The sequence below is a fragment of the Paenibacillus sp. 2TAB26 genome (assembly GCF_052115145.1).
Classification (GTDB): Bacteria; Bacillota; Bacilli; order Paenibacillales; family Paenibacillaceae; genus Pristimantibacillus.
Window position 1 is genome coordinate 80,780 of record NZ_JBFRGC010000022.1, and the last position, 20,697, is coordinate 101,476.

The 20,697-nt window shown below is 41.9% G+C and carries 17 protein-coding genes and 1 pseudogene; 14 read left to right on the forward strand and 4 right to left on the reverse strand.

The annotated features are described in order from the left end of the window. Nucleotides 1-9 precede the first annotated feature (9 nt). The 3 genes from AB4Z50_RS23825 to AB4Z50_RS23835 are packed head-to-tail and all read left to right on the forward strand — an operon-like array spanning nucleotide 10 to nucleotide 2,939. Nucleotides 10-900 (forward strand): carbohydrate ABC transporter permease, encoded by an 891-nt coding sequence (locus tag AB4Z50_RS23825; protein ID WP_339209580.1) that lies wholly within the window; start codon nucleotides 10-12, stop codon nucleotides 898-900. A 1-nt stretch (nucleotide 901) separates the two neighbouring features. Next, nucleotides 902-1,729 carry a carbohydrate ABC transporter permease gene (locus tag AB4Z50_RS23830; protein ID WP_076269999.1) on the forward strand — a complete coding sequence of 276 codons (828 nt, stop codon included), beginning with the start codon at nucleotides 902-904 and terminating at the stop codon, nucleotides 1,727-1,729. Nucleotides 1,730-1,736: 7 nt separating this feature from the next. Further along, nucleotides 1,737-2,939, forward strand: coding sequence for a trans-sulfuration enzyme family protein (locus tag AB4Z50_RS23835; RefSeq protein ID WP_441882860.1), 1,203 nt, complete (start codon nucleotides 1,737-1,739; stop codon nucleotides 2,937-2,939). Between the two features lie 948 nt (nucleotides 2,940-3,887). Here AB4Z50_RS23835 and AB4Z50_RS23840 read toward each other — a convergent pair. Further along, nucleotides 3,888-4,964, reverse strand: a complete 1,077-nt coding sequence (locus AB4Z50_RS23840; protein ID WP_441882862.1) for a protein kinase family protein — start codon at nucleotides 4,962-4,964, stop codon at nucleotides 3,888-3,890. A 1,317-nt stretch (nucleotides 4,965-6,281) separates the two neighbouring features. Further along, complete coding sequence (locus tag AB4Z50_RS23845; protein WP_441882867.1) at nucleotides 6,282-7,178, reverse strand: diacylglycerol/lipid kinase family protein; 897 nt, start codon at nucleotides 7,176-7,178, stop codon at nucleotides 6,282-6,284. Between the two features lie 243 nt (nucleotides 7,179-7,421). Between AB4Z50_RS23845 and AB4Z50_RS23850 the strand changes: the two genes are divergently transcribed. From AB4Z50_RS23850 to AB4Z50_RS23885, 8 genes and pseudogenes are all read left to right on the forward strand, one after another. Then, a complete protein-coding gene (locus AB4Z50_RS23850) occupies nucleotides 7,422-7,796 on the forward strand; it encodes a BlaI/MecI/CopY family transcriptional regulator (RefSeq protein WP_430060724.1) in 375 nt (124 codons plus the stop codon). A gap of 13 nt (nucleotides 7,797-7,809) precedes the next feature. Then, nucleotides 7,810-9,315: a M56 family metallopeptidase gene (locus tag AB4Z50_RS23855; protein ID WP_441883068.1), complete on the forward strand. Its 1,506-nt coding sequence runs from the start codon at nucleotides 7,810-7,812 to the stop codon at nucleotides 9,313-9,315. 167 nt (nucleotides 9,316-9,482) lie between these two features. After that, on the forward strand, nucleotides 9,483-11,441 hold the full coding sequence (locus AB4Z50_RS23860; protein ID WP_441882869.1) for a serine hydrolase domain-containing protein: 1,959 nt from the start codon (nucleotides 9,483-9,485) through the stop codon (nucleotides 11,439-11,441). A 56-nt stretch (nucleotides 11,442-11,497) separates the two neighbouring features. Continuing rightward, nucleotides 11,498-12,172 (forward strand): response regulator transcription factor, encoded by a 675-nt coding sequence (locus tag AB4Z50_RS23865; protein ID WP_441882871.1) that lies wholly within the window; start codon nucleotides 11,498-11,500, stop codon nucleotides 12,170-12,172. Beyond that, nucleotides 12,169-13,521, forward strand: coding sequence for a HAMP domain-containing sensor histidine kinase (locus AB4Z50_RS23870; protein ID WP_441882873.1), 1,353 nt, complete (start codon nucleotides 12,169-12,171; stop codon nucleotides 13,519-13,521). Before AB4Z50_RS23865 ends, AB4Z50_RS23870 begins: the two co-directional genes overlap by 4 nt. A gap of 162 nt (nucleotides 13,522-13,683) precedes the next feature. After that, a complete protein-coding gene (locus tag AB4Z50_RS23875; protein ID WP_441882875.1) occupies nucleotides 13,684-14,169 on the forward strand; it encodes an RNA polymerase sigma factor in 486 nt (161 codons plus the stop codon). Between the two features lies 1 nt (nucleotide 14,170). Continuing rightward, entirely contained in the window at nucleotides 14,171-15,142 is a 972-nt protein-coding gene (locus AB4Z50_RS23880) for a hypothetical protein (protein WP_441882877.1), read from the forward strand. 258 nt (nucleotides 15,143-15,400) lie between these two features. Continuing rightward, nucleotides 15,401-16,480, forward strand: a pseudogene (locus tag AB4Z50_RS23885) (sodium-dependent transporter); the annotation flags it as partial. 56 nt (nucleotides 16,481-16,536) lie between these two features. On the opposite strand, the gene AB4Z50_RS23890 reads toward AB4Z50_RS23885, so the two are convergent. After that, nucleotides 16,537-17,286: a class I SAM-dependent methyltransferase gene (locus AB4Z50_RS23890; protein ID WP_441882879.1), complete on the reverse strand. Its 750-nt coding sequence runs from the start codon at nucleotides 17,284-17,286 to the stop codon at nucleotides 16,537-16,539. A gap of 333 nt (nucleotides 17,287-17,619) precedes the next feature. On the opposite strand from AB4Z50_RS23890, the gene AB4Z50_RS23895 reads away from it, so the two are divergent. Next, a complete protein-coding gene (locus AB4Z50_RS23895; protein WP_441882881.1) occupies nucleotides 17,620-18,714 on the forward strand; it encodes a glycosyltransferase in 1,095 nt (364 codons plus the stop codon). Then, the gene (locus AB4Z50_RS23900; RefSeq protein ID WP_441882883.1) at nucleotides 18,711-19,325 is read left to right on the forward strand and encodes a glycerol-3-phosphate acyltransferase; all 615 of its coding nucleotides are present in this window, start codon (nucleotides 18,711-18,713) and stop codon (nucleotides 19,323-19,325) included. Before AB4Z50_RS23895 ends, AB4Z50_RS23900 begins: the two co-directional genes overlap by 4 nt. 97 nt (nucleotides 19,326-19,422) lie before the next feature. Here the strand turns inward: AB4Z50_RS23900 and AB4Z50_RS23905 are convergent, their stop codons facing one another. Next, complete coding sequence (locus AB4Z50_RS23905) at nucleotides 19,423-19,884, reverse strand: VOC family protein (protein WP_441882885.1); 462 nt, start codon at nucleotides 19,882-19,884, stop codon at nucleotides 19,423-19,425. Nucleotides 19,885-20,079: 195 nt separating this feature from the next. On the opposite strand from AB4Z50_RS23905, the gene AB4Z50_RS23910 reads away from it, so the two are divergent. Then, complete coding sequence (locus AB4Z50_RS23910) at nucleotides 20,080-20,433, forward strand: VOC family protein (protein WP_441882887.1); 354 nt, start codon at nucleotides 20,080-20,082, stop codon at nucleotides 20,431-20,433. Nucleotides 20,434-20,697 lie beyond the last annotated feature (264 nt).

Sequence of the window (20,697 nt, forward strand, 5' to 3'; positions counted from 1 at the left end):
TCAAGGGCGGTGATTGCATTGAGAAAGCAGCGAACGTATATTTTGCTCAGCTTGCTACCAGCTTTGGTGTTGCTGCTCATATTTACGTTTTATCCATTCCTGCAAGGGGTAGTCATGGCGTTTCAGAACTACGTTCTGTTCGATCTGACAAACGTTCGATTCATCGGATTCCAGAACTTTGTAACCGCATTCCAAGATGCTAAGTTTCTGAAAGCAATGACGAATAGCGCATACTGGGTGTTTTTCTCCTTAACGTTTCAATTTTTGATTGGCCTCTCACTTGCACTGATTTTGCGTAAACCGTTTAAAGGCAGAGGGGTATATCAAGGGTTTATCTTTTACTCTTGGGCTTTGTCTGGTTTCTTAATCGGCTTGATTTGGAAATGGATGTTCAACTCCCAAATGGGCGTTATTAATGATCTTTTAATGCGCATCGGCCTTATTGATACTAGAATCGGTTTTCTCTCTGATCCAGATTGGGCAATGTCATCGGTCATTATCGCCAATGTATGGTACGGCATCGCGTTTTTTGCAATCATGCTGCTTGCGGCTCTTCAATCGGTGCCAGCTGATTTGTATGAGGCAGCGGATATGGATGGAGCGGGGAGCATTCGCAAGTTTGTTAATGTCACCTTTCCTTTTATTCTTCCTACGATTATCGCAACGACTTTGCTCAGAGCGATATGGATATTCAATGATCCAACGATTATTTACGGTTTGACTAACGGCGGTCCTGCGGGAACAACCCATATTTTATCCTCATTAATGCTGGATAAAATTATTTACGGCGGGGACTACGGGATGGCATCGGCAATTGGTGTTACGATGATCGGCATTCTAATCTTGTACACGATTTTCTATTTGTTTGTGACCAAGTCAGAAAAGGTGGGTGATTTTTAAGATGAAGCCACGCATACTGACAGGTCTGAAGGTGCTGTATCTAGCGTTGCATTTTGTAATCATGGTATTTCCTTTATACTGGATCGTCATTACTTCACTTAAGCCTCAAAAGGATATATTCTCTTTCCCGCTTCAATATTGGCCAAAGCAATTCACGCTGGATAACTACATCCAGATTTTTAAAATATCGAAATTCCATATTTACATCTTCAACAGCTTATTGGTAGCCGTCCTTGCTGCCGCGATCGTTATTTTTATTGCGACTCTAAGCGCATATGTCATGGCCCGCTTTCAGTTTAGAGGGCATAAACAGATTATGATGGCGTTTTTCGTTACGCAAATGCTTCCGGGATTTATTGCACTAGCTCCATTGTACTTATTGATGGCGGACTTGGATTTGATTAATTCAAGGATGTCATTAATTATCTGCTACACGGTTATGCTTATTCCATTCTCAACTATTATGCTTCGAGGCTTTTTCCAACGCGTTCCGAGCAGCTTAGAGGAGGCAGCCATGATTGATGGTTGTTCGCGTCTGACGGCGTTGTTAAGAGTGATCATTCCGGTTATGTTGCCGGGCATTGCTTCAACCTTCATCTTTGCATTTGTACAAAACTGGAATGAGCTGTTTATGGCTGTCATGTTTATCGATGACGAGGCATTGAAGACGTTGCCGGTAGCTATGAACTCCTTCGTTATGAAATTTGATGTCGATTGGGGTGCAATGTCGGCTGGAACGGTACTCTCGGTCATTCCTACCGTCGTATTGTTCGCTTTTGCCCAGCGTTTCATCGTAGAGGGATTAACACAGGGAGCAGAAAAAGGATAATAAATTCATGGAATGGATAGAGGGAAACGACATGATGGAGAGAAAAGAAATGGATAATCAACTGCATACAAAAGTCTCTCACGATCAGGTAGATAAACAACATTACGGTGCGGTAACCATACCGATCTATCAAAATAGCTTATTTACTTTCGAGAATCATGAAACCTTCGATCATGCGATGCAGGATGTATTAGCTGCCAACGTATATTCCCGCGGCAACAATCCAACGGTAAAATATTTGGAAAGCAAAATCGCCGAATTGGAGGGCGGTGAGCAGTCGCGCTGCTTCGCATCGGGCATGGCTGCAATTGCAGGAACGCTGCATGCGCTGCTTCGTTCAGGCGATCATGTCATCTGTGTTGATCAGGCTTACGGGCCAACACGAGAGTTTCTAAACGAAATGACAGAGAGATATCAGGTTGAAGTCACTTATGTAGATGGCAGTTTGCTCTCCGATTTCGAGGATGCAGTACAGCCAAATACAAAAATTATATACGTGGAGAGCCCTACATCAGGCCTTTTTCAGCTGCAGGATCTTGAAGGAATAGCTGAGCTGGCGAAAAAAACAGGGATCATTACAATGATAGATGGCAGCTGGGCAACACCTTGCTTCCAAAGGCCGTTGACTATAGGCATCGATCTCGTGCTGCATTCGATGACTAAGTTTTTTTCAGGACATAGTGATTGTCTGGGCGGAGTTGTAACTGGAAGTGCTGCGCTAATTAGTAAAATTGAGAACAAAGGGTATATGCTGCTAGGAGGAATCATGACCGCTCATACAGCGTCGTTAATGATTCGTGGTTTACGTACGCTTCCGCTTCGTATGGAGCGCCATCAGAAGAGCGGCATGATCATCGCGGAGTATTTGGAGAAACACCCTATGGTCAATCGTGTGAACCATCCAGGTCTTCGTTCACATCCTCAGCATGAATTGGCACAGAAGCAACTGGACGGATACAGTAGCTTGTTTTCTTTCGAAAGCAAGCTTCCCGTTGCTGTCATGAAGCAGTGGGCTGATGCGCTGCATTATTTCCGAATTGCAGTCAGCTGGGGCGGTTATGAGAGTCTCGTTACGGTCAATACAACGCCTGAGCGTAGAAACCCGGACGGAACAAACCCATCAGTAGCCAGATTGTACATCGGAATGGAAGATCCGTATACGCTAATCGATGATATGGAGAGAGCGTGGAAGCTAGTAAAAGCTTACTAGGGCAAATAGTGACTCATCGGGAATGATAGCTGCTATTTCACCGTAGTTGCTATAGCGAGCAGCAGTATTATTTTTTGAAGTGCAGGTTGTCGGGGGACGCTTGGCGGATTGCTAGCTTGGGAGCTTTAGAATCCTCGTTCCTTGCGGAGCTTATCGAGCGTATTTGGAGCAACTTGCGGATATTGGGATAGGAAACGAAGGCTGCTGAGAACCATTGAAGGATACGATTGCTTTAGTGGATTGAACTTTCTCGACCTGGTGCTCGAGCACTTTTTTAACGATTTTCGGACATCCTTTGAAAATTATGCTAATATCATGCCAACATCTTCAAGGCCACTTCTTCGGAAGTGGTCTTTTTGTATTAGTAGAGCGTAGCAAGGGGGAGCAGTCTCGAGTTTTCGAGTTTTTGAGGTTTTGAGCAGTGCTAAATTGACATCAGTTCCGCTAAATTATGGTTTATGGGGTTTGTAAGTATGAAACGGACATGAGGTCCGTTATTTGCGATAAAACCCCCGAAATTACACAGATTCATAGCGAATAGCGGAACCTATGTCCATAAAACTCGCAGAATGGGCTAATATTCACAAATAGCGAAACCTATGTCCGTAAGACGAGCAAAATGAGGCGAAGTGTTCAAAGAGCGGAATCCATTTCCGAATGACGAGCTAAATGAGTTGAAGTGTTCGAAAAGCGGGAACTATATCCGAAAGTTGAGCAATATGAGCTGAAGTGTTCAAATAGTGCGATGAAAATAAAGTTTTAGAAGGGAGTCGTGGATTTAACACGGTTTTTGAATGGATGAATCATCAGCTTTTGAAAAATAATTTTAGACTGATGCTATAAAAGAAACAGCGGCGGACCAAGACTAGAGAAACAAAGTTTTCGACTGCCGCTGTAGTCATTCAACTAATGTGTCCCATTAGCGTAATTCCCATAAGCCCTTTGATATTACGGCTCGAACCCCGTTGTTGCACAGATTCGTTGAAGTTCCTCGATTGGAAATGGCGTTGTTCTGCTCTCTGAAACGAGATTCATATAGAAATCATTCATCACCATGGCTATTGGAGCATACCTCCTGATAATCGCCGCTGCTGAATCCATTACCTCTCTCGGCATCTCGCCCTCAGCATATCGGCGTATGAATTCTATAATTTCTATATGATTCGCCGCACCGCCTAAAATTCTTGCAATCCAGTTTACTAGCTCTGTTACCACAAAATACCCATCATGAGCCTTGTTCAATTTGAGAAACTCGGATTCGCTGTCGGACAGTTCAAACCGAAAAGATGTTGCAAGACCGAAATCCGCAATATAAATACGGTATCCGTCGGTTAAAATGTTCCTAAAGTGAACATCGAAATGTAATAACCCATTCGCATTCATAAATGAGACAGCAGATCGCAGGTTGGAATCCAYCATGTCAAACGCTGATGTGGTTGTATCCTCACCAATATTGACCTGTTCGATAAGCCAGTCATGAAGGTTATAAGGGACGTACTCACAAAACAGTACAACACTGTCCACGGATTGCTCAATGGCCTCGAGACGACACCGGACTGCCTCGGAGCCCCAAAACTCAACCATACGGGAAACATCAATTGGCGAAGATCGCTTTAAACCAGGTAACAACCGCCAGTGATACATTAATGGAAAGCTCTCACACTGTTTCGCTAGCACCCAATTGGTGGACATGGCATGGGCGGCTACCTCACGCCACACGCCACTACCTGATGAACCTAAGCCATAGTGGAAAAACGAAGGAAGCTCGAACACGTTTCTAGTGGACATGATATTCTCTTTGCGTCTTTCTAGTTCCGTAATCGGTATAATTTTCACGAATATGGACGTGTCTTCAAGTTGCAACAGCGCCGTCGCACCACCTATCCCCGTACCAAGAACCTTAGCATCTTCCACTCGTTCTCGAAGCTGTTCATCGCTGAGCAACGATAAGGCAGTAGACACGTCTGCATAACGGGTAAGTCGAGTTTCGTGAGATACATAGAGTTCTTCTTGGGAAGTTTTCATAGATAGATCACTATCCTTTCTTTTCCTTCTAGTACCATAAATTCCCGGCCACTATCCATTTATCCTGCATAACACGTTCCCATCGTGGCCGAACATGCGTCTCCGGCACCAAGCCGTTTATAATCCGCTCGATCCGCAGTTCAATATTGGAAAGTTGCGCAAATCTCCCAGTTAGTCTAACACTATCGCCAGTCTACAACTATATTTTCCGAGTCTAATACTATATTTTTCAGTCTAATGGTTTATTTTCTTTTAACACAAAGAGCGGAATCTTTATCCTAAAGACGAGCAACATGAGAAGAAGTGTTCAGAGTATGGAATCTATGTCTGAATGCCGAACAAAAGTAGGAGAGGTGTTCAATGTGCGGATCCTGTCTCTGTAAGCCAAGTAACATACGCGAATTGTTTATGGAACGGAATATTGTCGAATATCGGCACCAATCTCTGTAAGACGAGCAATGTGAGATGAAGAGTTCGAAGAGTGGAAATGTGTCTGTAAGACAAATAACATACAGCGAAGTGTTGATAGAGAGGGATTTTGCATCGAAAGAACTTGAATAGAAGCGGCAATTTCGAGGATTAAAGGTTTTGAGCAGTGCTAACGGACATTAGTTCCGCTAAATAACAATTAAAGGGGGTTTTGAGATTTTAACGGACATGAGATCCGTTATTTGTGATAAAACCCCCGAAATTACGCAGATTTATAGCAAATAGCGGAACCTATGTCCGTAAAACCCGCAAAATGGGCTAATATTCACATTTAGCGGAACCAATGTCCGTATGATAAGCGAAAATAGGTTAAATGTTCGAAGATTGGGATCAATGTCCATACGACGAGCATAATGAGCTAATATTCACAAATAGTGGAACCTATGTCCGTAAAATAAGCAAAATGAGCAGATGCTAGCCATTATGTCTTACATTCATCTGTCCAATCTTGATAGGCAACCTTGCTCCAAGGCTAGTATTAGCCCTCGTAAACAACGATGAATGGACCTACCGTTGTAGAATCCGAGAAGGCTTGTAATGCCCCATTGACAAAGACACCTATCACGCCGATCCCACTGACCCACCAATCTCAGAGTTCCTATTGATCCCGCCGACCTGAGTGATCCTTCTTATCTCACCGACCCCTCCGACCTCATCGATCCAATGCCCCCACCAATCTTAGCATTCCTATTGATTCTGCAGCGATCCACTGACCCCACCGATCTCACCGAATCCACCTATCTCGCCGATCGCACGGACTCCATCGATTTCATTGATTCCACCAGCCGATTATATTGATCTTGATCTACGAATAGCTACTGACTAGGACTACACTGTAGCCTCTTCCGGTACAATCACCTGAATATGACGAGGCATACTGCTTATTTGGATGGGTAAGGAGGGCCCTTCTTCACCATCAACGTTAGTCCTTACTGATTCAGGCGAGCTTATACTTACATTTTTGGCTGTAAAATAAACCACGTCTTTATGATTTTTGAAATTGCCGAACAGCAATGACAGGCTGGCTGTAATTGTATTGAATATAGTCAAATCCTTGATAATAAAACAGTGAAGCAGACCATCGTCAACAGCCGCGTCGGGTGCCAACCTCTCAAATCCGCCTACTGAATTGGTTAACGCAGCGAGAAAGAGTGGAGATTCTCCTTCCCATGTTTCTCCATCATATTGAATGCAAAGAGGATGAGTCGGCTGGTTCATAAGCTCTTTGATCCCTTCTTTTACGTAGGCTAAAGCGCCGAGCCGGGATTTATCGTCTGACGTAACGGAAGAGAGTGATTCAGCAAATGAGCCTACAGCAACGGTGTTGACGAACAATTGGTCATTTAATTGGCCCAAATCTGCTATTTTTACACGGGAAGAAGAGAGGGTCTGAATCGCTTTGTCGGGAAGAAGCGGTATTTGTAATGCGCGAGCAAAATCATTAACTGTTCCAAGAGGGACTACTCCAAGCCTCGGAAGATGTTCTTGATTGATAAGACCATTAATCGTTTCGTGAAGCGTGCCATCCCCTCCGATTGAAACGACCAAATCATAACTGTCCTCACACGCAGAAATACAAAACAGGGTTGCGTCCTGTTCTTTTGCCGTCTCCTTGACCGTAACCTCGTACCTTTGATCAGTCAAAAGGTCTTCCACGTTTCTGACATAGTTGAGTGCCTCTTCTTTACCAGAAGTGGGATTAATAATGATCATCGCTTTTTTCATAAATAGTATCCTCTCTATGGACATTTCTATTGAGTTCGTTCCTTAACACTTACTATTACCCCTCAAGGTTCGTCGTTAATCTGAAAGACTAGGAGAAAACGATGTAAACTTAATGGTTTGAATCCTTCAATAATTAACCTCCACCAACAGCTGTCAGTTAGCTACAGGAATGATTTGACAGTCAGAGGTTACTGTTGTAAACTCTAATCAGAGTCTACATATGTAACCTTTAGGAGTGGGATGATGAGCAGCTTAGTTTCAAAGATAACGGATTCAGAGCTTGAGGTTATGCGTGTATTATGGGAAGCCGGGACCGAGCTGCCTATATCTGAAATTAGAAAATGTCTTGAAAAATCAAGCAGCTGGGAAAGCTCTACAATAAAAACATTGCTTCGGAGATTGTGCGAGAAGGGTGTAGTCATTGCAACCAAGAAGGAAGTGTTCTATTACAAGCCACAAGTGAGCGAGCAAGAATATAACGAGCATGCGACACAAACGTTAATTGATCGTTTATATTCTGGAAGTGCAAAAAGTCTAGTTGCAACGCTATTAGGAGGCAATAAGCTAAATGAAGCAGACATTAAGGAGCTGCGTACCTTATTTAAGGTAGGTGACTGAATTGAATGACATCATGAAACTTATATTGTCGCTTTCGATATCAGGAAGCATCCTCTTCTTTTTATTGTTTTTAATGAAGCCAATAATCAAGTATAAATTTTCGAAGACGCTTCAGTATTACATCTGGATCGTGGTTCTCCTAAGATTGACGATTCCGTTTTCGTTTGATGGGAGTATCATGAATGATGTTTTTAACAAAAATCCATTTCTAACAGGTCCCATTTTACAAGGTGGGGAAGCTGCAAACTTTGATATAGAGATCGACCCAACTCATGCGATCACCCTACCTCAAGCTAATGATGCTCAAGCAGTAGAAAGTATCAGAGCTGATAATTCAGAAATTTTTGTGATTACAATAATTAAGCAATATGCCATTTACGTTTGGTTAATTGGGACAATACTATCACTCTTTATAAAATTAAGAGGCTATACTCGATTTCTAAAGTATATGAAAACAGCAAGCAAACCTGCATATGATTGGGAAAATAGGATGCTTGGCATGATGTTGAATGGACGGTATAAAGCGAAGCTTGTACGCAACTCCTACATCACCACTCCTATGCTTATAGGAATGATTAGGCCAATAATCATCTTACCGGATACCCACTTCACTGAGGTTCAGCTCAAAAATATTTTGATTCACGAAATCACACATCTGAAACGGTTTGATATTGTTGTAAAATGGTTTTCCATGCTCGTTACTTCTCTGCATTGGTTTAACCCCGTAGTTTATTTTGTAGAAAAAGAGATTAACCGTCTTTGTGAGCTGTCTTGCGATGAAGTGGTTATTCGTAAATTCACCTCATCAGAGAAGCAGGAATACGGTGAAACCTTAATTGCGGTAGCCTCAAATGAACAATACCCCGTTAGAGGATTACAGGCTACTTTTAGCGATGAGAAGACGATTTTAAGAGAAAGGCTGGTGGCTATTATGCGACCTAGCAAAAGATCGACATTCATAATATTATCCTCATTCGTATTAGCTGCAGTCGTCATTTTTAGTGCAATTGCACTTGGGGCTAGTGTGGGAGCAAGCAATTCCAATGTAAGAAGCAGCATCAGTCCAGTTGAACCACCCGCAATTGTCATCTCACATGAGAGAAATACTGATCCCATCGAAAATTATACAATTCTAAAATCAAGTTGGAATGGGGTTAAGTATGATCGAATGTCCTTTTACCAAGCAGCTTGGCATAGTGAGCCTACTCTTCTAACAGGTCTGCGTCGTTTAAAGCCAGGTGAGAAATTGAAAGTCGATTTTGGAGAAAATACACCAGATAAAGTTACAGTGAAAATGGCTTTTTTGACTGAAAGCTTTGAGCAATCGTTATTGCCGATTGAAGAAGTTGCCGTAAACCATGTTAATGGAAAGTATGCATTCATTAATCCACCAACAGCTGTGAGCGACATTCCGACAACTGGCCGAGTTTATAGCATCACAGCCACTTGGGGGCAAAATAGCTGCGAATATGTTTTTGCTTCGGATGGAAAGTTTGATTACGAGCAGTTTCCCGAATAAATAGATGGTTTATTACGATTAAGAGTCGCCCAAGCAGCATGCGGGCGGCTCTTTTTTTTGTGAAAACTAGCGAGGTTCACTCTGCGTTCACAAGCTTATGATATGCTCTCACAAGCAAGTCGAGAGTAGGTTGTCAAAAAAAATACGCAGAATGTTGGAGGCTTATCATGTTATCGATTATGAAGAAAATAGGTTACAAAATAATGTTAGTCACTTTACTGGTTGCTGTTGCGGGAGTGAGCTTATTCGGAGCACAAGCGCCGGTATCGGCAGCGCAGTCCACACCCGTAAAGTCTGAGGGAGAAGCCAACTCTCTAAACGATGTCGCTGGGCTAACGGCGTTCATTGATGGTATTATGAAAGTGCATATGGACAATTTCAAGTTTCCAGGTGCGGTTATTTCAATCGTCAAGGATGGGGAAATCCTGCTCGCTAAGGGGTATGGTTACTCTAACCTCGAGAAGAACCAGCTGGCGAACCCAGAGACAGATCTATTTCGAATCGCTTCAACAACGAAGCTGTTTACTTGGACCGCTGTGATGCAGCTTGTTGAGCAAGGCAAGATCGATCTGGACACAGACGTCAATAACTATTTGAAAACGGTGAAAATACCGAAAACCTATTCAGAGCCGATTACGATGCGTCATCTAATGACCCATACCGCTGGCTTTGAAGAAGGCGGAGTCGGCTATCAAATTACTACAGATCCTAAAAAGCTGCCGGTATCGATTTCGGAAACGCTTGCCAAGCATATGCCAGCACGAGTAAGACCTCCGGGCGAGATGTCGTCTTATTCCAACTATGGCGCCGCGCTAGCAGGATTAATCGTCGAGGAAGTTAGCGGGACAGCGTACAATGATTATATACAGAAATATATTTTTGATCCGCTCGATATGAAATACGCTACTGTTCAAGAGCCTATTCCTGCTGCATTAGAAGCTTTTTCTGTACCGGGTTATGCTAAGGAAAACGGCGTATTCGCAGCTCAGCCGCCAACGTTTGAGGGGGGATTTCGGCCCGCGGGATCAGCTGCAGTATCTGCAATTGACATGGCTCATTTCATGATTGCTCATCTTCAAAATGGACGTTATGGAGAAAAGCAACTTTTGAAGCCAGAAACTGCCCTATTGATGCATGCACCAGCTTTCCAGTTTCATAAGGATTTACCAGCAATGGATCTTGGTTTCTATGAGCTGTACATGAACGGGCGGAAGGTTATTTCCCACGGCGGAGCAGATATGCAGTTTAATACGGAGCTATATCTTGTTCCAGATAAGCAGATTGGCATTTTTGTTTCCTACAATGGCGGTGACGGCGCATTAGCTGCGGATGGGCTCGCAAAAGCCTTTTTAGACCGCTATTTCCCAGTCGAGGAAGCCAGCCTGCCTCCAGTATCCGCTGAACTTAATGATGCTGTACAAAAATATGCGGGTTCCTATCAATTTACTCGTCGCAATCATACCGATATTGATAAGTTTTACAGTCTTATGTCCAAGATCAGTGTAGCAGCTTCCGGTAATCGTTTATTCATTGGGAGTGGTGCCGAACAGCAAGTATTTGAACCTATTGGACCTGATGTATTTCAACAAGTAGGCGGAGAGGGACGGATTGGATTCCGCACCGACGAATCAGGAAAAGTCACGCATTTGCTTCTTGATTTCTTACCTGCGATGCCGCTTGAACGCGCGTCGCTGCTGGATCAAACATCGTTCTGGTTTCCATTGCTTGGCATCTCAGTCTTTCTATTTATTACGGTGATACTGGGCTTCCTAAATCGCAGACGTGAAATCAGCGCGATGCCGAAAGAGCAGAAGTGGGCACATCGGCTGTCTGCAGCCACCGCCGTCTGGGCACTATCAACCGTTGTTGCGACGCTTGTTATCGTGATGAATATGGATTTGCTCACTCGACTTAGCCGCATTACACAGTCGTTGAATCTTTATTTGTTTATGCCTATTCTACTCGTTGGATTTACATTGGCAATGATCGTTTTGAGTGTGCTTGCTTGGAAAAACAAATATTGGACGGTACTAAAACGCGTGCATTACTCTCTTATTATGCTATCGGCAGTAGCACTCAGTTTGTTTTTCTATCATTGGAACTTGCTTGGATGGCATTTTGGTTGAAACAGCAATCCACCCATATGGGAAGTGCATGTTAAAGAGGGGAGACGTACATCTTAATGGCCAAAATTCTGATCGCGGATGACGATGCACATATTCGCGAATTGATGTCTTTATTTTTGAAAAACGAAGGTTTCGAAATTTTAGAGGCAAAAGACGGTGCGGAGGCGCAAGAAATTTGGGAAAACAATCAAATTGATATGGTTATCCTCGATATTATGATGCCTCACGTAGACGGATGGGAATTATGCAGGGAGATTAGACGTATTGATTCCAATATTCCTCTCCTGATGGTCACAGCCAAGGGAGAGTCAGTGCAAAAAGTGAAGGGATTTCAGCTTGGAACTGACGATTATTTAACGAAGCCGTTTGACCCAATGGAGCTTGTGATGAGAGTAAAAGCGCTGCTGAAGCGTTATATGATCGTGTCTTCACAAACGATACAGCTTGGCGGTGTTACCCTCAATCGCCGCAACTATCAAGTGATTCGAGGAGATGAAACGCTAACACTTCCATTGAAGGAGTTTGAGCTGCTGTTTAAAATGGCGAACCATCCCGGACAGATTTTTACGAGGGAACAGCTGATCACTCAGATCTGGGGCAAAAATTATGAAGGTGACGACCGAACCGTCGATGTTCACATTAAACGGCTAAGGGAAAGATTTGCTGGCGATGCACAACATTTTCAGATTGAAACAGCCCGTAGTCTGGGGTATCGGCTTGTCATTACATGATTAATACGTTATATGTCCGCATCATTTGCACGTTTCTGGCCGTCATCATATTCAGCTTGTTGTCTTCATTTTTTATAGGCTTTTTTATATTCAAGAAAGAAATAAACCATGTCGGTCAGAACGACATGCTTGCAGCAGGAGAGGAAATGATTACTCTCTATGAACAAACAAAGCCGGATGATCTGAGTGTTTTCCTAACAAGAATGGTAAAGGTGTCCGCTTATCCAATCCACATGTATGATGCATCCGGAAATGTTACGATCTATGCTTTAAACAATACGAGTAATGTGAAAATTGCGCCGGAAGTTGTTCAGCAGGTGCTTCGAGGGCAATATTATCGCTCACCTGGTAAGGAAGGTCAAACATTTGTTGGTATTCCTTTTCCCATCGATGGGAAGATACAGGCCATGTTTATGCAGTTTTCAGCGCAAAATGAAAATATTATAAATCGAATGATGCTGCTCATACTGCTTCTTGGCTTATTTATTGGGAGCCTATGCATTCTCATTGCGGCTCGTTATTTGGTGAAACCGATTCAAGCGATGACACAAGCGACCAAGAGGCTTGCCAAGGGAGATTTCGATGTGGAAATCAAACTGAAAAGCGCGGATGAAATAGGAGTCTTAAGCCATAGCTTTAATGAAATGGCTAGTGAGCTGAAACAGCTGGAGCAGATGCGGCAGGATTTTGTATCGAATGTATCGCACGAAATTCAAACTCCGCTAACGTCTATATCGGGTTTTGCTATGGCGATGAAGAACAACAGCTTGGTAGCAGAAAATAATCGTAATTATTATTTGGATATTATTATTATGGAGAGCGGGCGGCTATCGAGGCTTAGCGATAATTTGCTGAGGCTTGCCTCGCTTGATTCCGATCAGCATCCATTCGAGCCGATGACGTATAATCTCGACGAGCAAATTAGGCAAATCGTCGTTACTTGCGAGCCTCAATGGTCGGCCAAAGACATTCGTATCGAATTAGAATGGGCGAACACGATCAAGATTACAGCAGATCAGGATCAGTTGAACCAAGTATGGATGAATTTACTCGGCAACAGCATCAAATTCACACCTGAAGGTGGACTTATCGAAATTTCTATAACTCAATCCGGTACCGAAGTGCTATTCACAATAACCGATTCAGGTATTGGCATTGCGGCGGATAAGCTTGAACATGTGTTTGAGCGGTTTTACAAGTCGGACCAATCACGCAACCGCAATATTAGCGGCAATGGTTTGGGGCTTGCGATCGCCAAAAAAATTGTTACTCTTCATCATGGAACGATCAAAATGAAAAGTAGGCTAGGCGAAGGTACGACAGTAATGGTATGTTTACCCATTCAATAATAATAATTGGAGTGATCGGTCAAATGACCGATCATTTTTTTTTTTAGCATACTGTAGAACCCAATTTGAAACGAAAAAACGATTTTTCAAAAAAAAGTAAAAACAATATGTGACCAATCTACGTTCTTAATTGTGTTAATGGGTAAAGGAGGTCATATTACAATGCCAAGCAGTTCGCTCCGGCCGGGCGTGGATTTTGGGGAAACCTATCTTTTATACGGCAAAATGCTTTACCGAATCGCAATGATTCACCTCGGAAACAAAGAGGACGCAGAAGAAGCCATGCAGGAAACATTTGCGAAATTGTTGTATAAATCACCTGAATTCAATGATCAGAATCATAAAAAGGCATGGCTCATAAGAGTCATCACGAATCAGTGCAAAAATATGTTAGGCAGCTTATGGCGAAGACGTGTAGTGAAGATGGAAGAAATGAATGATTTTTTTGAATCGGAAACGGATCGTACCGTTATGGATCATGTCATGGCATTGCCGTTTAAATTCAAAGCGGTTATTCACCTTTATTATTATGAGGATTACTCGGTCAACCAAATTTCAGACATTTTGCAAATTAGTGAGTCTGCAGTAAAGATGCGTTTGCAACGGGGAAGGCAGCGGTTAAAGCTGGAATTGGAAGGAGAACGATAATATGAATCACAAGGCGTACAAGTATGTTATGGATCAAATAGAGCCGGAGGCAGATTTACAGAATAGAATTGCTCAACAGCTGCTTCGTCAGAAACCAGCTAGTCCATTTCGAATCAAACGATTTCAATATATTGTGGGTAGTTTACTGTTGGTCGTTATCCTTGGATGGATAAGTGCAGATAGGTGGATGAGTGATAATAAACTTCTTATTGATATAACGGAGCCCATTGAACAAAGAGACCCGGTTGAACCTATAAACGACCCGAATGCGATTACGATTCCGAAAATAAAGCTTCCAGAACAATCAGATGCCATGGCTGATATGATCGGTCTAATCGTTTATAAAGGCAATATTTATACACAAACGCACACTCGCATCTCTGCGGAAAATGCGAAGGAGCTGCGCGGCGAAAAGCTTGGACGTACAAAAGCTGGTATTGACGAGTGGAGCAAGAAAACAGATTATGTTGAACTAGCTTCAACGATTGGCGTTGCTGATATTTATTCCGTGAACGGATATGATAGTGATTTTAGAATTATGTCCTACCAAGAGCATGAGGGACAGATCTATGCTGAATTGTATGAGCATCTAAATGGCATTACGATTGCGAATGGCGAAGATTTAATAGGAAAAACGAAAGTAAAGGATCATATGGAATCAGTAAGATGGCAGGATTATAATAGCTGGAATTATAGCAAGCCGCAATTTAATAAGTTCCCAATTGATCAAACGCTTCATGTGTTCATGACAGCATTATATGATGCTAAACCTATTGATGGGGATAAGCTGTACAAGGAAGGCATATACAACGAAGGTGCACAAAATCAGAAGGTTTTGTTCTTTAAGCTGAAGGATCAGACGGAAGTGCAGATGTGGTTGTTTAAAGGAAACTATGTGAAATATTCAAATGCACCTGTCTTTTTTCAGTTAGAGCCGGCAGCTTTCTCAGCGCTGTGGGATCGTTTGCAATAAGGCAGCAAGTTTTTTGGTAATAAAATATCGACAATAAAGGTTGACCTTTCGTTGTTGGCGTACTATAATTCCGTATACTATTAATAGCGTAAGAGCGATAAGCAGGAAACAAAAATTTGTTTTCAATTAGGGTGATACCGTGTGAATAGCCTCGTCCCTATCGTTAAAGATAGAGATGTGGCTTTTTTTGTCTTTTACATTTTTAAAAAAAGACATAATAAAAATAGACTGGATTGATTTGTATGCAAACATCAGCGCACCTGCTTTCTTTTATTGTCTTTTTATAGCGTCATTGGCGGTTGGATTGTTATTTATTTTGCAAAAGGTTTGTTTGGAGGAATTATTAGTGAAGGCGCAAATTATGGAGCGGTCTTTAACGATACTATTGCTAATCCTATTTTAGTTATTGCGGCACAATTTGTATTTTTGGCTTTGACAGTTGTTGTAGTGGCAAAAGGGATTCAAAATGGGATTGAAAAGGTGAGCAAAATTTTGATGCCAGCTTTATTTGTACTCTTTATCGTACTCATCATTCGCTCACTTACACTGGATAACGCGATGGAAGGTGTGAAGTTTTTTCTAGCACCTGATTTCTCAAGGATCACATCCCAAAGTGTATTGTTTGCGATGGGTCAAGCGTTTTTCTCCTTAAGTGTCGGAGTTTCCGTAATGGTTACATACAGCTCTTATTTGTCAAAAAAGGAAAGCTTGATTCAACCGGCTATTTCTATCGTTACCATGAATTTGCTGATTGCATTATTAGCGGGATTGGCCATCTTTCCGGCTGTATTTTCACTAGGTTTAGAACCAGCGGAAGGACCYGGCTTGTTGTTTGTTGTATTGCCCGCGGTATTTGATCAAATTATTTTTGGGGAAGTTTTTTTATTAGGCTTTTTAGCATTATTTTTATTTGCAACATTAACGTCGGCCTTCTCGATGCTAGAAATCATTGTAGCTTCTATGGTTAAAGGCAAAGAGGAGAAGAGAACAAAATATGCCTATATGCTTGGTGCATTCATATTTGCGGTAGGCATTCCGTCTGCGTTATCCTATAGTGCTTTTGCCGACATTTTAATCTTTTCGAAAAATCTATTTGATTCAGCAGATTATTTAGTTAGTAATATTTTGATGCCGCTTGGCGTGTTTTTGATTTCGATTTTTGTACCGCTTAAAATGAAGAAAGGCACGCTTCGAGAGGAGTTATTGCAGCATTCTCGTTTTGGCGCTACTGCCTTTACTATTTGGTTTTTTATTATCAGGTTTATTATTCCTCTAGTCATTATCATCGTATTTCTTGATATTACTGGGGTGCTTGATAAAATAACTTCATTATTGTAGTATCCACATTATAAGCAAAAGAAAGGGATACCCATAACCGGGTATCCCTTTTTATTTTATTTCCTTGCAGTAATCATAAATCGTTCTGAATTTGTTCTGATTCCTTGTTCGGTTTGGTTGTTTTTAATAAATTGTTGAAGGATTTGAAAATCTGTCTCGGATTGTCCGAAGTTCGGAATAATTGGCGTGTGTTTCAATAGAAAAATAAAGTCTTCAGCCGTCTCAAAATAATCGGTTGCGTTGTATTCAAATGACTGAATGTCTGTGAAGCCTGCATCAGCTAACTCCGCAATATATTGATTTTTCAACACATCTTTTTTCATACCAAACGACTGTCCTCTTCCGAATGCCTCTTTAAGGTTGAGCTTATCGTGCTCACTAACCTGTTGGGTAAAAAATACACCATCGTTCACCAATACTTTTGCGATTTCTTTGGCAGAAAAAGCGGAATGTCTGCAAGAGACTACATTGAAAAAGTGGTCAGGAAAATCGAGCTTCTCCGCATCCATTTGTAAAAAGCGTATATTTGATTTATTTGATTGTTTTACGTTATTTAATGCGGTCTCAATCATGCCTGTGGAAAGATCAATGCCAATTAGAAGCAATGCTGAATCTGCTATTGATAATAATGCTTCTCCGCCGCCAGTGCCGATATCAAGCAAAAGATCAGACTTCTTGCACGACTGGATGACTTCATCATAAAAATCCCATGCGATTCCTTCTGAGACAGATTTCACTTTGCTGAAATCCCAACCGTTGATTTTCCCGACTTGATCATAAAATTGTTTGTATTCTACTGCATTCATATTTCTTCCACCTTCCAAAGAGGATAATAAAAAACAAATGGATTGCTGCCGATATCCGTTCAAAATTTAGTTTCATGTGGTCAGAAGGACAGACGATCCCCTCTGCAGCTGGTACGCGTTTTACCCAGCCCGGAAACTAATTACTTCGAACCATTCGGAAAGACATTCCATTCACCTCGATTGAAAGATTGTTCTCATTATATGGCTAAGTGAGCTTATCAATCAAGCCATCGTGCAAAATGTACCGATCCCATATGGATGGAGGAATCAATGAAACTAAAATAATACAGACGGCCCCTTCATATACATAAATACATGAGGGGGGATTAGAAAATGTGGATGCTCATTCTAATGCTAGTCGGATGTCTCTCTGGTTTTTTTCTGTTCAGAAAAAATAATCTGACCGTCACTAATCAGACAGATCAGAGCGTGCGGAAACTGTCCATTATTATTCCAGCTAGAAATGAAGAATGTAATTTACCACATTTGCTTGAATCCCTTAAGTCGCAAACGCTTCAACCCTTTGAAATTATTGTGGTAGATGATTATTCCGATGATCGAACGAAAGAAATTGCTGAAGGCTATGGGGTGAATGTTATTTCAAATAGCAGCCTCCCTAAAGGCTGGACAGGTAAGAACTGGGCGGTATGGAATGGATATTTGCATGCCTCTGGTGATATGTTTGTATTTTTAGATGCGGATATAAGACTGGCGCCTAACGCCTTGGCTTCATTAATAAAGGCTAGGGAGCGATCGAAGGGTGTTATTTCAGTTGTTCCTTTTCATCACACCGAGAAGCTATATGAGAAACTTGCTTTGATTATGAATGTGCTTGGGATATTTGCGTTTACATCGGTCTTTGAAAAGAAAAACCGGATGAAAGGGCTCTATGGCTCCTGCATTGTTGCTTTAAGGGAGGATTACGAAAAAATCAATGGCCACGAAAGCGTAAAAGCTGAAGTGCTGGACGATTTGTTTCTAGGCTCCAAATTTATGGCAGCGGGGGTACCAGTCACTAATTTTATCGGATATGGCTTGGTTTCTTTCCGCATGTATCCGCAAGGCATTCAAAGCGAAATTGAAGGATTTAGCAAAGGGGCGGTATTAAGCACTTCGACGCTTAGTCCGTGGACGATTATCCCGATAGCTATTTGGGTGGTAGGACTGCTTCTATCGGAAACGGTGTTTATTTTTGCGAATACTTCATGGGCTTTGCCTCTCTTAATCGGTTATTTTGTCTATATGTTTCAATTATTTTACTTCACGAAGTATGTAGGCGCTTTTGGGATCGTTATTCCGATGCTCCATGTTTTTGCTTCGTTATTTTTTATCATTGTTATGCTTTATTCCATGTATCAGGTGCTTATTCTAGGTCATGTAAGCTGGAAAGGCAGGCACATCCGGGTAGGGGGCAAGAGGGACCTATGATCATATTATGGATTGCGGGTTCATTTCTATCGGGTTCTCTTATGTTTTCGTATTGGCTTGGTCTACTTCGCAAAAAAAACATAAAAACGGTTGGCGACGGCAACCCTGGTGCTTTGAATCTTTGGAAGTCATCTGGATATAAATTCGGTGTGGCCGGTATTTTATTGGATTTTTTGAAAGGATACTTGCCCGTGCTTTTTATAATGGGAAGCAGCTATAATCATGGTTATCTAATCGTTCCGCTTGCCATCGCGCCTGTAGCAGGGCATGCCTTTTCTCCTTTCCTGAAAGGTAAGGGCGGCAAAGCAATTGCTGTCACATTCGGTATATGGAGTGCGCTCACGGGGTTTGAGGTTTCTTTGGCTTATGCCGTAATTCTAGCGCTGATGGCCGGTGTGAGCCGCTTGATATACAAAAACAAACCTAAATCCACCGAGGCGGATGGCTTGCAGGTTGTGGTTGGTATGCTGCTTCTTTCCGTTTATTTGTATATAAGGATGTTCTCAGCTGCCATACTCCTCATATGGCTTGGAAATTTTGCAATTCTTGTTTATAAGCACAGAGTTGAAATAGGGAAGTCGTGGAAAAAAGGATATGACAAAGGTGTCTAAAATGAAAAAGAGATTGTCTCTTAAGGTGATGCCTTTTTAGACAATCTCTTTAATTTTCATCCCACCAAACGAGCCTTCATCAGGAGTTGTATTTATACTATGAACGGGAATTTTCACGCATAGCGCCCAATACGATGTGATATCCATCTGGGTCTTTGATATAAGCGTTTTTAAATTCGTGATTGCCGTGAGCATCAGTAAACGGTTCGACCGCAATATGTCCGCCAAGTCTACGCACTTCCTCAATAAGTGAGTCCAAGTCATCCCAGCTCACGTGAATAAATGTGTCCCATCCATAGTCGGGGCCTTCCCATTCTGTAGGATAATCTGGACGTTTTTGTGCGCGTGCGTTAGGCCGCACATCTTCAGCGGAAGCCGCCTGCTGGAGAATGACGGTCATTCCGTCTCTTTCCGCATGTCCCCAGTTATCGATATGACAGCCGAGCACATCACGGTAGTATTCCTGGGACTTCTTTAAGTCCGAGACCAGCCGAACTTGAATGGTGTGACCGAATATTGCTTTTTGACCTGTAAGTGTCTTTGCAGCTTGCTCGCTCATTTTATTTCTCCTTCGTCACCAGAAATTTTATTAAGTATTTTTGACTATATTCGATTATCTACCAATGTTTTCCTGCAAGATTTTTCAAAGTTTGGTGTGTAATCTGGTTTTACAATAATCATAGTAAGACTTCTATTGTCTATTTTTATACATAAGAATATAATAAGTTTAAAATTATCGTTGTAGGAGGTACACATGAACTTACACGAAGCTGGGATCATTATTTTTATGGAAAATTATAAGGAAACTTTAGACTTCTATAAGGTTAAATTAGGACTTCCCGTTAGAGAACAGAAGGAGGATTTGACTATATTTGATTTTGGAAGAAGCTATCTCATGATTGAGGATAATGGTGTGTCCTCGACCACTGAAAAAACAAGAGCTCAAAACCCAACAGTATTAAGGTTCGATGTAATTGATTTTGATAATACTATGAAAGAATTAATGGATCGTAAAGTTGAAGTTAAGATTCATAGACATAGCTGGGGAACCATCGGAGTTGTGATTGACCCTGAAGGAAACCGAATAGAAATTAAAAAGGCTGTGTAACATGGTCAAATGAATAATAGAGCTTCAAATTCAAGCGGTGGGGCAAGGGATTTGTGGACAACGACGAAACGATTCAATCTTCCTGATAATTAACGAGCATCTTGGAAAAAGTGAAGAAATGGGGAAAACAGCTTTGTTTTGCGGGATGGGATTTAGGGTTTTAATATCCGGAACAAGCTTCTCATTTCATAGCAGCATTAATCCAAGCACAATGTGAATGATTCAAGGAAAACAGCACGTCTAATATACGTACCCTGTTTTCTC

Excerpts from the sequence above, each read along its gene's own strand:
- AB4Z50_RS23865 (WP_441882871.1), top strand. The coding sequence starts at position 11,498 with ATGGCCAAAATTCTGATCGCGGATGACGATGCACATATTCGCGAATTG.
- AB4Z50_RS23860 (WP_441882869.1), top strand. The coding sequence starts at position 9,483 with ATGTTATCGATTATGAAGAAAATAGGTTACAAAATAATGTTAGTCACT.
- AB4Z50_RS23900 (WP_441882883.1), top strand. The coding sequence starts at position 18,711 with ATGATCATATTATGGATTGCGGGTTCATTTCTATCGGGTTCTCTTATG.
- AB4Z50_RS23855 (WP_441883068.1), top strand. The coding sequence starts at position 7,810 with ATGAAACTTATATTGTCGCTTTCGATATCAGGAAGCATCCTCTTCTTT.
- AB4Z50_RS23850 (WP_430060724.1), top strand. The coding sequence starts at position 7,422 with ATGAGCAGCTTAGTTTCAAAGATAACGGATTCAGAGCTTGAGGTTATG.
- AB4Z50_RS23875 (WP_441882875.1), top strand. The coding sequence starts at position 13,684 with ATGCCAAGCAGTTCGCTCCGGCCGGGCGTGGATTTTGGGGAAACCTAT.
- AB4Z50_RS23835 (WP_441882860.1), top strand. The coding sequence starts at position 1,737 with ATGGAATGGATAGAGGGAAACGACATGATGGAGAGAAAAGAAATGGAT.
- AB4Z50_RS23830 (WP_076269999.1), top strand. The coding sequence starts at position 902 with ATGAAGCCACGCATACTGACAGGTCTGAAGGTGCTGTATCTAGCGTTG.
- AB4Z50_RS23890 (WP_441882879.1), bottom strand. The coding sequence starts at position 17,286 with ATGAATGCAGTAGAATACAAACAATTTTATGATCAAGTCGGGAAAATC.
- AB4Z50_RS23905 (WP_441882885.1), bottom strand. The coding sequence starts at position 19,884 with ATGAGCGAGCAAGCTGCAAAGACACTTACAGGTCAAAAAGCAATATTC.
- AB4Z50_RS23870 (WP_441882873.1), top strand. The coding sequence starts at position 12,169 with ATGATTAATACGTTATATGTCCGCATCATTTGCACGTTTCTGGCCGTC.
- AB4Z50_RS23895 (WP_441882881.1), top strand. The coding sequence starts at position 17,620 with ATGTGGATGCTCATTCTAATGCTAGTCGGATGTCTCTCTGGTTTTTTT.
- AB4Z50_RS23880 (WP_441882877.1), top strand. The coding sequence starts at position 14,171 with ATGAATCACAAGGCGTACAAGTATGTTATGGATCAAATAGAGCCGGAG.
- AB4Z50_RS23910 (WP_441882887.1), top strand. The coding sequence starts at position 20,080 with ATGAACTTACACGAAGCTGGGATCATTATTTTTATGGAAAATTATAAG.
- AB4Z50_RS23845 (WP_441882867.1), bottom strand. The coding sequence starts at position 7,178 with ATGAAAAAAGCGATGATCATTATTAATCCCACTTCTGGTAAAGAAGAG.